This window comes from Rhodococcus sp. NPDC057135, assembly GCF_042670865.1.
In the GTDB taxonomy this organism is placed as follows: domain Bacteria; phylum Actinomycetota; class Actinomycetes; order Mycobacteriales; family Mycobacteriaceae; genus Rhodococcus_F.
This window is the reverse complement of the sequence record NZ_JBHUUU010000007.1, coordinates 214,017-229,282: the sequence shown is the minus strand read 5'-3', so window position 1 is coordinate 229,282 and position 15,266 is coordinate 214,017. Positions and strand designations below refer to the sequence as shown.

Below are 15,266 nucleotides of genomic sequence, written 5' to 3'. Positions count from 1 at the left end.
ATCTGTCTTCGGTTCGGGAAGAAGGAATGTCATGACTGTCACCTCGCCGGGGCGAGAAGGTTTCAGTACTCTTCGGTCGGGAGGGTTGAACTGGGATTCGTTCCCACTCCGATTGTTCACCAAGGGAAATGCCAAATTCTGGAACCCAACCGACCTCGATTTTTCCCAGGATGCCCGCGACTGGCAGGAGTTGACCAGCGAGCAGCAGCGCAGCGCCACCTTCCTGTGCGCGCAGTTCATTGCCGGTGAAGAAGCCGTCACCGAAGACATTCAACCGTTCATGAAAGCGATGTCGACCGAGGGCAGGTTCGGCGACGAGATGTACTTGACGCAGTTCTGTTTCGAGGAAGCCAAGCACACCCAGGTATTTCGGCTGTGGATGGACGAAGTGGGATTGACCAGTGACCTGCATTCCTACGTCGCTGACAATCCGTACTACCGGCAACTGTTCTACGAGGAGTTGCCGTCGTCGCTACGCATTCTCGAGACGGATCCCAGCCCGGTCAACCAGGTGCGTGCCAGCGTCACCTACAACCACGTCATCGAGGGCAGTCTGGCGTTGACGGGCTACTACGCCTGGCAGAAAGTCTGTGCGACGCGCGGAATCCTGCCTGGCATGCAGCAATTGGTGCGAAAGATCGGTGACGACGAACGACGACACATGGCGTGGGGGACGTTCACCTGCCGAAGGCACGTCGCCGCCGACGATCACAACTGGGACGTCGTCCAGCAGCGGATGGGTGAACTCATGCCCATGGCGCTCGGAATGATCAACTGGGTCAACGATCAATTCGAGGTGCAGCCGTTCGGTTTGGACAATCAGGAGTTCCTCGAGTATGCCGCAGACCGTGCGCAGCGCCGACTTTCGGCGATCGAGTCTGCGCGCGGGCGCGACGTCGCCGAGATCGACCTCGACTATTCGCCGGAAACTCTCGAGGAAAAGTTCGGGGCGGAAGATGCCGCTGCGATGAGTGAGGCGGCCGGCTGAAATCGAGTTCTATTGGGGCCAAGCCGAGTTCTGGATGACCTCGACAAAATCGATGTGCCGAAATCCCGGTACAAAATGTTCGAGCACGTCGCCGTTGACCGTTCCGAACGTGCTCTCGGGGCGGTGCTTGAAACCGTCGGTGAAGGCCTTCAAGATCTGATTCTTGAAATCCGGGCGGGGGTGGGCCGCGGTGACGGCGTCGATGTCGGCCTGGTCGAGTTCGCTGTATCCGATTCCGAGTACATCGGTCTCCACACCCGCTGTCACCAAGGCGATTTCGGGTTCCAATCGGGAGGGAATTTCGGGCGTCGTATGTAGAGCGATGCCTTCCCACACTGTGCGGATGTCGGTTTCGTCGACACCGTAGCGGGTGAGGAATCGCCGCGCTTCGTCGGCGCTGTCCAATTCGAACCGTGCCGTACTGTCTCGGAATTTCTCGGTGAGCCCCAGGTCGTGGAACATGGCGCCGACGTAGAGCAATTCGGGGTCGGCGTGCAGCCCCAGACGCGCTCCCTGAAGCGATCCGAAGAGGAAGACGCGTCGCGAATGGTGAAACAGTAACTCGGAAGCCGTATCTCGGACGAGTTCGGTGGCGTCGGCAGCCATCTTCGAATCGGGGATTTTCACACCGGCAATGATCGTGTTCATCGGTACCTGCTCTGCTCGTCGCTGCTGCGAATTTCTCGGTCTATCCCAGTGTCGGTCGAGCACGCACGCGGGCGCACCCTGATCTCGGCCATACTGTCCACAGATCAGGACGAAGGGGAGTGATCGTGACCGCAGTGCATCGAGTTGCCGTCCTGGTGTTCGACGGCGTCAAACTACTCGACGTCGCAGGTCCGAGTGAGGTGTTCGCAGAGGCCAATCGCGGCGGAGCGAACTACGAGTTGGTGATCTGCTCGGCGGGTGGACACGATGTCGACTCGTCGACCGGCATGCGCATTCCGGTCGACTGTGACGTCGCAGATTCCGGTTCCTTCGACACGTTGCTCGTCATGGGTGGCGACGTGTTCCCGTCCACGCCGGTGAGCCCGGAACTACGCGAGGCAGCACGTGACCTGGCAGGGCGTTCGGGGCGGGTTGCGTCGATCTGTACCGGGACTTTCATCCTGGCGGCGAGTGGACTGCTCGACGGACGCCGCGCAACCACGCATTGGCAACACACGGCAACGCTGGCGCGCGCCTATCCGCAGATCACGGTAGTTCCCGACGCCATTTTCATCGAGGACGGCACGGTGTTCTCGTCTGCGGGTGTGACCGCCGGGATCGACCTCGCGCTCGCATTGCTCGAGCGAGATCATGGTGCAGAAATGGCCCGGCGCGTCGCGCAGCTTCTGGTGGTATTCCTCCAGCGTCCAGGTGGGCAGTCACAGTTCTCGCCGTCGTTGAGCGGGCCGCGGCCCCGGGTGCCCGCGCTTCGCGCAGTAGTCGACGCGGTGGCGGCCGATCCGGCGGGGGAGTACTCGGTCGACGAACTGGCTGCCCTGGCGCATCTGAGCCCACGGCATTTGACGAGGCTCTTTCGCGAGGAACTCGGTACGACGCCGGCCAAATACGTCGAGTTGATCCGTTTCGATTCCGCGAAAGCGCTCCTCGATGCCGGCCACTCGGTGACCGAAGCCGCGCAATTGGCGGGATTCGGCAGTTCGGAATCCCTACGCCGAGCATTTTCGACGCATCTCGGAATCTCGCCGCAGGTGTACCGTCGTCGTTTTCAAGCTTTCGGCTGAGACTGACTTTCGTGCTTGCCTTGCGGCGGGCTCATGCCCTGCTTGTCGAGCCAGGCAAGGCTGTAATCCGCGATCTCACGCCAGCCGTGGTCGATGGTCAGAGAATGCCCACGATCGCCGAAGACCTTGTATTCGTTGACCGTTGGAGCCTTGGCATACTTCTTGAACGAGCTGTCCGAACTGGCTTTCGGGACTGTGCGATCCTTGCCGCCGCCGATCATCAGGAGTGGCCCGCGGCGGGCGTTGAAATCCACTGCAGCGGGGCTGTGAGGCGCGAAGTTGGCGAGCGCTGCCTCGAACAACGGCCGACCAGGGGCGGGAATCGCATACTGCTCGAACAAGGCGTCGGACTCGTCCTTGGACACGGCGCTGGCAAAGGACTTGTGAAACGACTCCCTGTTGTGTGAGTACGCCTTCCGGTAATTTCCGGGGTTGGACAGGACCGGGAAGACGCTGCCCAGTTGGACGAGGGGAAGTTTCAACACCCCTTTGGGCTGAGCCGGGTCGATGGCAATTGCCGCGGTCGCCAACTTCTGGCCCAGCAGTTTCTGCGCGATCAAACCTCCGAACGAATGCCCCACCACGATCGGTGGTTCGTCGAGATCGGCGATCACCTTGGCGTAGTGATCGGTCACGTCGTCGATGCCGTGTCCCGCGATATCCTCCGGGTGTTCGCGCGTCTCACCCACCGTCGACGCGTCCCCTGGCCACCCCGGCGCCATCGTGGGGTATCCCTGCGCGTTGAAAACCTGCGCCCAGGGGTCCCAGGTGGTTGGGTGCATCCAGAGTCCGTGGATGAACAGAACAGTCGGGTTGGACTTGGGCGACATGCGCGCTCCCCGCTATCGGACCGATGATCGATACGGGATGCCCGCTTTTTACAACCTCATGCACATTTTCGGCGAGCTTTTCCATCGGGCCGTTCCGTTCTGTTGTGCGAAGATGGCACGATCGTGGAATGGCACCAACTGGATCTGCGAAGGCGATGGCACTGTGGACGACTGCTTTTGTTGTCTCACAAGCGAATATTGCTCGCCTACTCGGGCCGGTGGCTCCCAAAGTATTGGAAGTGCAGACGGCGTTCTCCGCTCGCCGGTACGTCGAAATATTGGACTCCATGGATGCGGCGGCCACGGCGCGATTTCGCAGTCACTACTACCCCGACTTCGTACATCCCGCGATCTACGCGATGGCTTTGCGGTCAGCAGGCAAGCGGCTCGGGGAGCGGGTTCCCCTTTCCTCGACAACTCGGCGCGCCCTTGCCGTAGTACCGGTACTGTCGGCGGCCGGCGACTACGTCGAGAACGTGGTCGGACTCCATTTCCTCGATCATCGCGACAGCATCACCGACTCGAGGGTTCGCGCCGCTTCGACCGTCAGTATTGCCAAATGGGTGCTCGCACTCGGAACTCTCGGATATTTGTCGCAGGGTTTTGTCAGAGTATGGGCATCGAGAATGTGAGGAGCACTGATGGCAGTCGAACTCGATACCGAATACTTCGCTGACGGAGAAGAGTTCCGTCGATGGCTGTCCGAGAACCACGAGGTGGTCCCCGGCCTTTGGCTGAAAATGGCCAAGAAGACCTCGTCGCACAGCTCTATCGACTACGACCAAGCGTTGGACGTTGCCCTGTGCTTCGGCTGGATCGACAGCCTCGCACGGCGAATCGACGACGATTTCTTCGTACAGAAGTTTTCGCGACGCACCGCGCGGAGTCCGTGGTCCAAACGCAACGTCGAGATCGTCGCCCGCCTCGACGCCGCGGGACTTCTCGAGCCATCCGGCATCGCCGAGATCGAGAAGGCCAAGGCCGACGGTCGGTGGGATCGCGCGTACGAGGGATCAGCCAAGGCCGAGGTCCCGAAAGACTTTCTCGATGCGCTTGCGGAAAACCCGAAGGCTCGCGAGTTCTACGCGACGCTCAATTCCACCAACCGATTCACCATCGCGTACCGACTGCAGGAGGCAAAGCGTCCGGAGACGCGAGCCAGGCGGATCGAGAAATTCGTCAACCAGCTTGCGGAGGGCAAGAAGTTCTACTGAGCTGCCGCGTCACTGAGCCACAGGCACTTGCGAATCGACACCCAGCGCGGCTGACACAATAGGGCTCGTGATCGAAGCCGAAACCTGTTCCGCACTGTCTGCTGTCGACGAACCGCTGGCAGGCAGCGCTGCCGTCGTGCGGGGTTGGGTGTGTCTCGAATTCAACGCAGCCTGGGGTCGTGACGTGCTGGACGGAACGGCGTTGGGGGAGGAGCTCGCCGCCGAGCTGAGCCGACGAGCCGACGCTGCCGACGTACGAATCATGTTCGTTCGGCGACCCGGGCGCACCGATCCGATGACTGATGGACACACCGTCCTGCTTGCGCGCTCCGATCCGAGCGACTCATGGTGTGAAAGGTTGCACATCGATTCGCCGATGGACTTACTCGACGTCGATTTCTTCCTGTTGGATGGGCCGCCACCAGGATTGGGCGAGCAAGTGACCGAGCCAGTCGTATTGGTCTGCGCTCACGGCAAGCGCGATCAGTGCTGCGCTGTATTCGGCAGGCCGATTGCCGCAGCGCTGACGTCGTCCTTCGGGCCTCAGGTGTGGGAGTGTTCGCATACCGGCGGGCACCGATTTGCGCCGTCGATGATCTTGCTGCCGAGCGGCAATACATACGGCCGTCTGTCCGCAAGTGAGAGTGTCACGGCCGTGGAGGTGGCTTCCCGAGATCAAGTCCATTTGCCAGGCCTGCGTGGACGGAGTTGCTGGTCTCCGGCGGGTCAGGCTTCGGAAATTGCAGTGCGACAACAAATCAGCTGTGGAATCGACCAGTTGGCTGTCGTCGAGCAGGCGAGTGACGGGACATGCGTCGTCGCACATGTGGACGGCCGGCGATGGGCCGTGGAGACTGCAGTCTCCGAACTCGCGCCGCGTCCACCGAGTTGCGGCGCGGCGCCCAAGCCGGTCAGGCCGGTTGTCGTCACGTCGATTCGAGACCTGTGATTCCCTCGTCGGTTTCATGCGATCAGTCTCGATGAACTCGGGTGTGGGTCCGTGCTACCGCAACAGGAACGGAATGACTGCGGGCGGTAATTGACGTTGTCCGAGGAGGTTTACGCGTTGGCATCCGTCGAGTTCGACTGCCATCCGTGTGCCGCCCGATCCGTCGGGACGAAGTACGTCGATCGAAGCGATGTGTTGGGCGACGAGATCGCATGGGCCTGCAGGTGGCGCGGTGGATGCACCCTCCATCAGATCAGTACTCTGCTGGCGTGACAAGCGGATTCGGGACTCGGTCAGCGGCGGTTCGGTGGAATAGCGGCACACCCGTAGTCTGCCGACGTCGGAAATCGGTGTAGCCAAAGCTGTTTCCGTCAGTGGGTGCGCGTGAGTGTCTTCGTGTTCTGCCATGCGATTCATGTCAACTTCAGTGGTCGTCGCGAACGGTTGTCCGATCGAGTCGGGGCAGATTCCCGCATCATCGGCGGACACACCGTCGACCAAGTGTTGTTCGCGGCTGTCCTCTTGCAATCGGTTCAGGGCTGCTTGTGGTTTCTCTTGCAGTCCGCAGGGCGCGGTCGGCCAGGTAGGGCGTATGGCTGCTCCTGCTTCGTCTACCAGCCACAAACCGGCTGGCGGGACGAGACGGTACGCGCAGTCGGCTCGGACGTTGGCAGGAAATCGACGAGACTGTTCGCGGAATGCTTCGTCCACCGCGTGGATGTCCCCCTCGAGGCGTACGGCGTCGATCGATAACCCGCCGTCGGACGTTTCTCCGCGTTCGCATCGAACAACGGCAACGGGGCTGAAATCAGGAGGTGGGTAACCACTTCCCTCAGGGCGAAGAGCGATGCTGCTGTCGCGTGCCTCGGGGGCTACGAGCGCGGCGGCGATATCAGGGGCGAGACAGTCCGCCCGATCGACCGCTGTCGCGACCGGTGGAGTGAAAGATTCATAGTCTCGAACGCCGGTCCAAACCAACGCAACGGCGATGACACTGACGACGACGATAAAGACCCCAGCTGTGAAACGTCCACTCATACATCGACACTATGTGCTTTTGCGATGGATTGAGGCGAAGTCTCGACCATTGCGGGTGCGACGTAGCATCGCTGCTATGACAGTCGATTTGGTTGCGCCTGACGAGGCCTTGTGGGTGTCCTGGTTGGAGTCGCGTGACGAGTGGGGCGGACCGCAGGCGGATCAGCCCGGTTCGGCCTTGGGAGTTGCGCAACGTCTGGATCTCGATCTTGCATCCCGCGATGGGTTCGGGCACTGGGTGCAGGAGTTGTTGGCGCAGCCTGAGGCGTTGCCGGGGCCCGACATTGTCCCGGCAACCAACTGGTGGATCGTGCGAGACGGCAGGTATCTCGGTGCTATCCAGTTGCGACACAGCTTGAATGAGTTCTTGGCTGATCTTGGTGGTCATATCGGCTACGGGATTCGGCCGTCGGAACGCCGGAAAGGGATAGCATCGACTGCTCTGCGGGAGGTGCTCACGTACGCCGGCGACCCAGTGGGGCTCAGTCGCGTCCTGATTACCTGCGACGAAACGAACGAGGGTTCGCGTAAGACAATCGAAGGGTGTGGTGGTCTACTCGACAGTGTGCGCCCAGCTGATCAGTTGTCGCGCAACCTCGGTCATACGGGGGATACGCTTCGCTACTGGGCGGCCACGGGCCAATCAAGCGTCAGTTGACCGTTTTTGGCCGTCAACGGGAAGTCACGGTCGCAGGGTAGGCGACACGGGCCGCGATACTTTCGCTGAGATCTTGGATTTCTGCGGCGAGGACGTCTCGGCTCTTCGTGTCCGACTCGTGAACGAAGGTTGTCGATCCCAGTGTGGCACCGCAATATTCGATGATTCCGCGCTCGATCTGTGTCCGGAAGGCCTCGTACACGCCGTGTCGGTCGAAACTCTCAGCGTCGTCACCTGCGACCGGAATCAGGTGGACGGTGAGTCGGTCCAGTTTCTTCACGAATTCGCTTCCCGGGGTGTATTCGTACGCCCATCCGCTGACGAAGACTCGATCGATCCAACCTTTGAGTAGTGCGGGCATGGACCACCAGTACATCGGAAACACGAGAATCAGATCGTCTGCACGATCGATTCGGTCCTGCTCGGCTACAACATCGGCCGGGGGAGTCCCGTTGCCGCGGAACAGGTTCACATCGGCTTCGGAGAATCGGGGATCGAAATTCTCGGCATGTAGATCCGCGAAGTCGACGTCGCCGCCCAGGTCGCGGATCGCGTCGGCGGTAGAACGGGCGACATGCTGGGTAAGTGACTGTGGATCGGAGTGGGAGACTACGACGAGTGTGGTCATGAGCGTCCTTCGGTAGATGGTGCGCTTATGTACTAAGAGTAGGTTACTATTGGTATATAGCGCAAGGAGGTGTCCGATGGCACGTACGAGACTGTCGCGAGCCGGCAGGTACGAACAGCTCGTCGAGGTGTCGTGGGCATTGGTGCGAGAGGAGGGCGCAGACGCACTGACCCTTGGCCGGTTGGCTGAACGTGCCGGCGTCGCAAAGCCCGTTGTCTACAGTCATTTCGCCTCCCGCGCCGCGTTGTTGGCAGCCCTTTTCAAGGAATTCGACGATCGTCAGACGGTGATGCTCGAGGAGTATCTCGATGCCGCGGATGAGTCTTTGAGCGGACGCGCGAATGCCATCGCCGACTCCTACGTCGGATGTTCGCTGGCGCAGGGGCGTGAGCTGACGGGTGTGCTTGCAGCGCTGGAGGGTTCGCCCGAGCTGGAGCGGGTCAAGCGTGAATCCGAACACGCGTATTCCGAACGATGTCGAGAGGTGCTGGCTCCCTTTGGTGTGGGCGGGGGACTTGCGCAACCTTCGATGACTGCAATATTCGGCGCTGCAGAGGCACTCTCGCATGCGGCTGTAGCGGGAGCGCTCTCGCCCGACGATGCTCGCAGCGAACTTGCCGCACTGATAGTCGCGGTGGTCGGCAGGGCCTGAGGTCACCGGCTATTGCGGGCGGTCGTGATCGGGCCGTTCAGGATAGTCATAGACTGACGTGCCCATCCAGTTCGACGCGCTCACGCATGGATTCGGATATCGCTGTCAGAGTTCTGACGAACGCGTCGATGGCGGGAGCAAGTGGAGGTTTCCCGTAGGTCGCGACAGAGATAGTGCGCCGCTCGCCGGGAATGCGGTGTGCGCGGATATCCGGATTCTGATGTGCCTGGAGAGCGAGGGCTGGAAGGGTGCTGACCCCGCTTCCGGAGGCGACCAGCGCTTGGACGGCGACGTAGTCGTCGGTCTCGAACTCGATCCGCGGAATGAACCCAGCACGATTGCAAGCGGTGAGGAGGTGGGCGCGGCAACTCGGACAGCCGGCAATCCAGGTCTCACTGGAGCAGCCACTGAGCTCGCTGGCGGCATCTGGATCCCGCGCGGAGGTGATCAGGTACAACGGATCTTCCAGCAAAGTCGTCTGCGCGACATGCTTGAGCCCGACTTCAGGGGTGTCCTCGTGCGCGAAGACAACAGCTACGTCCACATCGTTGTTACGAAGCAGTGCAAGTGCTTTGGGTGGTTCTGCATCAACGAGGCTGATGGACACATCGGGGTACTGGGACGTGAACGCCGCCATCGCCTGCGGAATCAAACTCGCCAGGGCTGACGGGAATGCGGCCAGTCGTACCCGCCCGGCCCTCAGTCCTGCGTACGTTTCGACTTCCGCTACTGCTGCATCGACGTGGCCGAGGATCTCGGTGGCTCGCCGAACCAGTACCGCACCGGCATCCGTCAGACGTAGCCCACGACCGGCTCGCTGGAACAGTGGAACCCCGACTTCCGATTCGAGTTGTCGAAGGTGGTGGCTGATGGAGGGCTGTGCGTAACCGAGAGAATCGGCGGCGGCTGTCACCGATCCTTCCTGCGCAACAGCGACCAAGACCCTCAGCCGAATTAGATCGAGCATGCCGAAATCATAGAAGATTTCGATGCTTTTGACGAAAACACGTATTGGACCTATGAATCAGTGTTTGACAGGGTGATCCACATGGCACAGGCACCGGATCTTGCGGCAACAACCGAGCTACAACCACCCACATGGGCAGACATCGAGCGTGCCAGTCAGGTCGTCCGTCGGCATCTACCGGTCACGCCCCTGATATCGCACCCGACCTTGGGTGCGGGTTCATGCAGCCAATTGTTCGTCAAACACGAGAACGTGCACGCCACGGGTGCGTTCAAGGTTCGCGGCGGACTGAATCTGGTGGCAGGACTGGATGAGGCGACGCGGGCGCGGGGGATTGTCGGCTACTCGACCGGAAACCACGCTCAATCCTTGGCGTATGCAGCAGCGGGTGCGGGCGTGCGATGTGTGATCGTCATGCCGGTTGGGGCGAATCCAGTCAAGGCTCACGCTGTCCGCTTGCTCGGAGCCGAACTCGTCGAGCACGGTGTGAATTTCGACGAGGCACGTGCTCACGCCGAGTTCGTCAGCGAACGTGACGGCCTGCGTCTCGTCAGCGCCGCCAATGAGCCGGCCATCCTTGCCGGTGTCGCTACTGCTTACGTCGAACTCGTCGAACAACAACCCGATGTGGACGCGGTGGTAGTCCCAGTCGGTGGCGGCAGCGGCGCCGCGGCGGCGTGTCTCGTCGCCAGTGCGCTCGCACCGCACCTAGAGGTGTTCGCAGTGCAGTCGGAGGCCGCGCGAGCCGCACATGACTCATGGAGTTCCGGCACGTGCGTCGAGCGCCCGAACATCACCCGTGTCGAGGGGCTTGCGACCGGTGCCGGGTTCGCACTGACACAACGTGTTTTGCGTGAACGGCTCGGGGGCTTCCTGCTCGTCACTGACGACGACATCACCCTCGCGCAGCGGGCGTTGCTCTACGACGCTCACACTTTGAGTGAAGGCGCCGGTGCGGCCGCACTTGCTGCGGTCTATGCGCATCCGAACACCTTCGCTGGCAAGCGCGTTGCTGTTGTCTGCACGGGCGCCAATGCCTCCGAGAGCGAGATTCGCAGGGTCGTCGGCTAACCGATGGCATGATCGGAACCATGTGCCAGTTTGGTAGGGCGGCACCAATTTTGCATCGCGTATGTGTGTCTGGAACAAGATTTCGCTTCCACGATTGAGCAGAGTGAGCAGGGTCGCATCTCGCGACAGCAAGGCCACCGTGGAGGAGACGTGATGCTGCCGACAATCGTCGTTCGGGACGGGACTGTGCTCGATGGTAGAGGGAGCCCGCCCAGGAAAGCGGATGTTGCGATCGCCGGTGACACGATCGTGGAAGTCGGAACGATCGGTGCTGTGCCGGGGGCGATCGACATCGATGCTCGCGGTTGCATGGTGGCTCCCGGTTTTGTGAATGTGCTCAGCCATAGTTACCTCACGCTGCAGCAAGACCCACGAGGATTGTCGGACTTGTATCAGGGGGTCACAACCCAGGTCTTCGGTGAAGGCGTGTCTCTCGGACCGGTCACGGGTTCGATGACTCCGGCGATGCTCGGATTGGGTGCGATTCCAACTGGGGTGCAATCACATTGGCCGAGGTTGCATGATTTTCTCGAATCCTTGGAGACGAACGGCGTCGGTTTCAACGTGGCGAGCTTCGTCGGCGCGGCGAATCTGCGCATGGTGGTTGCGGGTGTGGACAATCGCCTGTTGAGTGAACAAGAGCTGGCCGAAGCGTGTGCCCTGCTCGACGAGGAGCTTGAAAATGGAGCTCTCGGAGTGGGTTCGGCTCTGATCTATCCACCCGGAAGCTATGCAGATACCGGCGAGTTGCGAGCATTTTCGCAGGTGCTCGCCAGACACGATGCCGTCCATATCTGCCATCTCCGAAGCGAAGGGCAGAGGTTTCTCGAAAGCATCGAGGAACTGATCGACATCGCTCGAACGACAGGAGCGCGCGGGGAGATCTACCACCTCAAGGTTGCGGGTAAGTCGCACTGGCACAAAATGTCCGAGGCCTTGCAATTGGTTGAGTCGGCTCGCGAGGACGGTGTGCGAATCACCGCGGACGTATATCCGTACGAGGCGGGGAACACGCTGCTCAGTGCCGCGTTGCCGCCGGAGTTTCGGTGTCGTGACACGACGGCCGGGCGCGCGCAACTTAACTCGACCGGTGTCCGAGACCAGATCCGCGGGAGGATCCATCGTGAGGACGAGGACTGGGAGAATCTCTACGCTGCGTCCGGAGGCGCCGATGGGGTGACGATCTTGTCCGAGGTACCGGCACTCGGAATCAGAGCGGGGGAAGCTCTGGGATCTATTGCTCGGAGGATGGGGCATCACGACCCGGTGGACACCATACTGGCTGTTCTCGACGCTCTCCCCACAGCCGAAGCTGCCTATTTCATTGCGTCGGAGGACAACACGCGAATTGCCTTCGAGCGTCCCTGGGTTTCGGTTGGTTCCGATGCCGATGCTCAAAGCACGGAGACCCTTTTCGCGGGGCAACCCGTCCACCCCCGTTCATTCGGAACTTTCGCCCGTATTCTGAGCCGCTACACCCACGGCATTGGCGGGCAATCAGTCGAGGAATGCGTTCGCCGAATGACCAGCCTTCCTGCTGAAAACTTCGGTTTGGCGAAGCGGGGCTACATTGCGCCAGGGGGATACGCCGATCTGGCGATCTTCGACCCCTCGCAGGTAGAGGATCTCGCGACATACGACAACCCAAGAGTGTATGCGACCGGAATGCGGCACGTTGTGGTCAATGGGCAACCGGCACTGTCGGACGGGGTGCCGACGGGGAAGCTTGCAGGGCGCGCACTTCGGCGCTCGCGCAACGGGTTCGATGCAGTGAGGTGACGAGCTGGCACCGGGGTCAGCTCCGGATCGGCGAAGCGGCCACTGCCGGGAACGACCCTTCAGCGGCCACTTCGCCGGACCACGTGAGAGCCCTCAGAATTTCGCCGGGGTCTGTGGAACGATCATGGCCACCAATGCCGCAGCAGCCGTCGCGCCGACCAGGACTCCGAACGCGGCCATGTACGAGAACTGGTCCACCATCCATCCCATCACGAGGGGGGTGATGAAACCGGCAAGCTGTCCACAACCGTTGATCAAACCCATTCCGGAACCGAGGAATTCGGCGGGCAATGCCCGCAACGGGAGGGCGAAGATCGACATCGAGCACAGTCCGCTGACGCCCATCGCGAGGGTTTGATAGAACGTGAACATCGCGACGGTATCGGTGGTAGTCATCAAGAACAGCAGAATGGCGGAGGTGGCCATGCACGGAACGAGCAGAATGCGCGCGCTGTCGTGGAAGTACTTGTCCACCAGACGTCCACCGACGACGATGGCCAATGCCGTGACGATGAACGGGATCGCCGCGAAGATTCCCGTATCGATCAGCGAGAGCCCCTTTTCGTTGAGGAGGTAGCTCGGCACCCAGGTCAACAGCCCATATCCGGCCATGTTGGCCAGGCAGAACAGAAGTGCGAACTTCCAGACCGAAACGGACTTGAATACCGCGGCGCGTGAGTGTTCACTGGCGAGCGGTTGCAGTGCGGCCTCCGGATCTTCCGTGATCTCTGTGTCCAACGGCGCCGGGAGCACCAACCAGACGACTGTGCCGATCACGGCGCCGACTATGGCCACCAGCCAAAATGCGTCCCGCCAACCGACGGCCATGAGAACTGGGGCGATGATCAATGGTGCGATGCCGGGGCCCAGGTTGTTTGCACCGATCATGAAGCCCATGGCCGTGGCGCGAGTTTTCGGACGGGTTCGCTCAGCCAGAGCTTTGAACGACGCTGCTGGGAAGAGACCCTGGCTGAGCCCGAACATCGCACGCATGACCATCAGCGAGACGAGTCCCCAGGCGAATCCTGTCAGTGCGGTGAACACCGACCACAGGATCAGCGCAACGATCAACAGTGGCCGGGGTCCGAATCGGTCGGCCAACATGCCGCCGGGGACCTGCCCGAGCATGTAAAAGATGGCGAAGATCGACACGACTCCGCCCAATTGCGTATTACTGAGGGAAAATTCGTCTCCGATCATCGGCAGTGCAAGCCCGATCATCACGCGATCTATCATGTCGATCATCCAGATCGTACTGAGCAGCCCAACAGTCATGGTCGTTGTTCGACGAATTGACTTGTTGTCCAATATATTTTGTATCGACTTGCCGCCGCTATGCGAGGGTTCCTCAACTGTGGCGCGTTCCGACTTCATCATGCCTCCTGAATTGCGTTGTGCCGCATGGACTGATGAAGTGTGGCAGCGGACACGTTGGCCGCATTGGTCCGTTCGGCCAATAACCAACCGAATGTTTCGTCGGTCGGTACAGCGTCAGTCGGGTGAGATTCCGGGTGACGCTGTCACCAGAGCTTTAACTGCACAAAGCTCTGTCCACGGTGTCTACGACGTGTTGCGTGGCGGATGCAGTCGAGGGAAGAGCAGTCACCGCAAGGTTTACGGCGCGCCCGTTGTCGGTGATGCCGCCGCGGGTCTCGTAACCGACTATGTCGCCGCCATGGCCCCAGTAGACCCCGCCGCACGAGAGAGTCCTGCTGGTGAGGCCGAGGCCGTACTCGAGTCCGGTGGGCCCGCCGACGTGGACGGTGGTACGCATCTGGTCGAGTTCGGCTGCGGGGAGCAGTCGTCCGTCGAGTAGCGCGTAGAGGAACTGGTTGAGGTCCGAGGTGGTGGAGATCAGCTGCCCTGCGGCCCATCCCCACGACGGGTCCATCTCTGTGACGTCACTCAGTGGGCTGTCTGGTGCGGTGCGGTGGTATCCCTTGGGATGGGGACCCCGGATGGTCATGTCGCCCGGGGATGGGAAGTAGGTGTCGCGCAGGCCGATCGGCGCGAAGATACGTCGATTCATCTCCTCGGCGAGGGGGCGGCCGGTAACCTTCTGTACGAGTAGGCCGGCCAGAATGTAGTTGGTGTTGCTGTACCCCCAACTCGTTCCGGGCGGTGCGTCGGCGGGGTGTTGGAAGGCGATGTCGAGCAAATCGTGGGGGTCGGCGTAGCGGTATCTGATCTCTTCGTCATTGACGTGTATTCCGTACTCGGGGAGTCCGCTGGTGTGTTGGAGGAGTTGGCGGATGGTGATGTTGTGGCCGTCGATCCCTTCTCCGCGGACGAGTCCGGGTAGGTAGGTCTCGATGGGGGTGTCGAGTTCGATCTTTCCTTCGGCGACCAGTTGCAGGACCACTACTGCGGTGAAGGTTTTGGTGTTGCTGCCGATCCGTATCTGGCCGTTGTGCGGTACCTCTGATCCGGTGGTCAGGTCACCGACTCCTGCGGTGTAGTTGCGGGAGTTGCCGTTTCGGTCTTGGATGCTTGCGAGGGCGGCGGGTAGTCCGTCCTCGCTCACCAGTGCGTCGAGGGAGCGTTGAACCGCGTCGGACTCGGTGGAGGAAGAACCGACGGTATCGGGACTGAGGGCGGATGACGGCGAGCAGGACGCCAGCGTCATGGCACCGAGGGCCACCGCGGTAACGACCGAAAAGGTCCGGTGCCGTTTGCGGTCCTGCCGGCGATCTGAGGAAGGGAAGCCCTTTCGAATATTGTTACGCATCAGTAGAACTCCTGAGGATTGGTAGGGTTCGGGA

16 protein-coding genes are annotated in these 15,266 nt (G+C 61.1%); 9 read left to right on the top strand and 7 right to left on the bottom strand.

Annotated features, from left to right (window positions below):
* Positions 1–31: 31 nt before the first annotated feature.
* On the top strand, positions 32–988 hold the full coding sequence (locus ACFT1A_RS15785) for a R2-like ligand-binding oxidase (RefSeq protein ID WP_317556439.1): 957 nt from the start codon (positions 32–34) through the stop codon (positions 986–988).
* 9 nt (positions 989–997) lie between these two features.
* On the opposite strand, the gene ACFT1A_RS15780 is transcribed toward ACFT1A_RS15785, so the two are convergent.
* Positions 998–1,636, bottom strand: a complete 639-nt coding sequence (locus ACFT1A_RS15780) for an HD domain-containing protein (protein ID WP_378447769.1) — start codon at positions 1,634–1,636, stop codon at positions 998–1,000.
* Between the two features lie 125 nt (positions 1,637–1,761).
* Here ACFT1A_RS15780 and ACFT1A_RS15775 point away from each other — a divergent pair, with 125 nt between their 5' ends.
* Complete coding sequence (locus ACFT1A_RS15775) at positions 1,762–2,718, top strand: GlxA family transcriptional regulator (protein WP_378447768.1); 957 nt, start codon at positions 1,762–1,764, stop codon at positions 2,716–2,718.
* Here ACFT1A_RS15775 and ACFT1A_RS15770 read toward each other — a convergent pair.
* On the bottom strand, positions 2,703–3,548 hold the full coding sequence (locus tag ACFT1A_RS15770; RefSeq protein ID WP_378447767.1) for an alpha/beta hydrolase: 846 nt from the start codon (positions 3,546–3,548) through the stop codon (positions 2,703–2,705). The genes ACFT1A_RS15775 and ACFT1A_RS15770 overlap by 16 nt on opposite strands.
* 128 nt (positions 3,549–3,676) lie before the next feature.
* On the opposite strand from ACFT1A_RS15770, the gene ACFT1A_RS15765 reads away from it, so the two are divergent.
* Genes ACFT1A_RS15765 through ACFT1A_RS15755 form a run of 3 tightly spaced genes read left to right on the top strand, consistent with a single transcriptional unit; the run spans position 3,677 to position 5,711 of the window.
* Positions 3,677–4,180 (top strand): hypothetical protein, encoded by a 504-nt coding sequence (locus ACFT1A_RS15765; protein WP_378447766.1) that lies wholly within the window; start codon positions 3,677–3,679, stop codon positions 4,178–4,180.
* A 9-nt stretch (positions 4,181–4,189) separates the two neighbouring features.
* A complete protein-coding gene (locus ACFT1A_RS15760) occupies positions 4,190–4,762 on the top strand; it encodes a YdeI family protein (RefSeq protein ID WP_378447765.1) in 573 nt (190 codons plus the stop codon).
* Positions 4,763–4,820: 58 nt separating this feature from the next.
* The gene (locus tag ACFT1A_RS15755) at positions 4,821–5,711 is read left to right on the top strand and encodes a sucrase ferredoxin (RefSeq protein WP_378447837.1); all 891 of its coding nucleotides are present in this window, start codon (positions 4,821–4,823) and stop codon (positions 5,709–5,711) included.
* A gap of 54 nt (positions 5,712–5,765) precedes the next feature.
* Here ACFT1A_RS15755 and ACFT1A_RS15750 read toward each other — a convergent pair whose 3' ends face one another.
* Positions 5,766–6,749 (bottom strand): hypothetical protein, encoded by a 984-nt coding sequence (locus tag ACFT1A_RS15750; protein ID WP_378447764.1) that lies wholly within the window; start codon positions 6,747–6,749, stop codon positions 5,766–5,768.
* Positions 6,750–6,825: 76 nt separating this feature from the next.
* Between ACFT1A_RS15750 and ACFT1A_RS15745 the strand changes: the two genes are divergently transcribed.
* Positions 6,826–7,407, top strand: a complete 582-nt coding sequence (locus tag ACFT1A_RS15745; RefSeq protein ID WP_378447763.1) for a GNAT family N-acetyltransferase — start codon at positions 6,826–6,828, stop codon at positions 7,405–7,407.
* Between the two features lie 13 nt (positions 7,408–7,420).
* On the opposite strand, the gene ACFT1A_RS15740 is transcribed toward ACFT1A_RS15745, so the two are convergent.
* Entirely contained in the window at positions 7,421–8,035 is a 615-nt protein-coding gene (locus ACFT1A_RS15740; protein ID WP_378447762.1) for an NAD(P)H-dependent oxidoreductase, read from the bottom strand.
* A 76-nt stretch (positions 8,036–8,111) separates the two neighbouring features.
* Between ACFT1A_RS15740 and ACFT1A_RS15735 the strand changes: the two genes are divergently transcribed.
* Positions 8,112–8,687: a TetR/AcrR family transcriptional regulator gene (locus ACFT1A_RS15735; RefSeq protein WP_378447761.1), complete on the top strand. Its 576-nt coding sequence runs from the start codon at positions 8,112–8,114 to the stop codon at positions 8,685–8,687.
* Between the two features lie 46 nt (positions 8,688–8,733).
* On the opposite strand, the gene ACFT1A_RS15730 is transcribed toward ACFT1A_RS15735, so the two are convergent.
* Positions 8,734–9,654: a LysR family transcriptional regulator gene (locus ACFT1A_RS15730; RefSeq protein ID WP_378447760.1), complete on the bottom strand. Its 921-nt coding sequence runs from the start codon at positions 9,652–9,654 to the stop codon at positions 8,734–8,736.
* 81 nt (positions 9,655–9,735) lie between these two features.
* On the opposite strand from ACFT1A_RS15730, the gene ACFT1A_RS15725 reads away from it, so the two are divergent.
* The gene (locus tag ACFT1A_RS15725) at positions 9,736–10,725 is read left to right on the top strand and encodes a threonine/serine dehydratase (protein ID WP_378447759.1); all 990 of its coding nucleotides are present in this window, start codon (positions 9,736–9,738) and stop codon (positions 10,723–10,725) included.
* A 153-nt stretch (positions 10,726–10,878) separates the two neighbouring features.
* Positions 10,879–12,504 (top strand): amidohydrolase family protein, encoded by a 1,626-nt coding sequence (locus tag ACFT1A_RS15720; RefSeq protein ID WP_378447758.1) that lies wholly within the window; start codon positions 10,879–10,881, stop codon positions 12,502–12,504.
* 93 nt (positions 12,505–12,597) lie between these two features.
* Here ACFT1A_RS15720 and ACFT1A_RS15715 read toward each other — a convergent pair whose 3' ends face one another.
* Entirely contained in the window at positions 12,598–13,749 is a 1,152-nt protein-coding gene (locus tag ACFT1A_RS15715; RefSeq protein ID WP_223304655.1) for an MFS transporter, read from the bottom strand.
* Between the two features lie 286 nt (positions 13,750–14,035).
* On the bottom strand, positions 14,036–15,232 hold the full coding sequence (locus ACFT1A_RS15710; RefSeq protein WP_378447757.1) for a serine hydrolase domain-containing protein: 1,197 nt from the start codon (positions 15,230–15,232) through the stop codon (positions 14,036–14,038).
* Between the last annotated feature and the right edge of the window lie 34 nt (positions 15,233–15,266).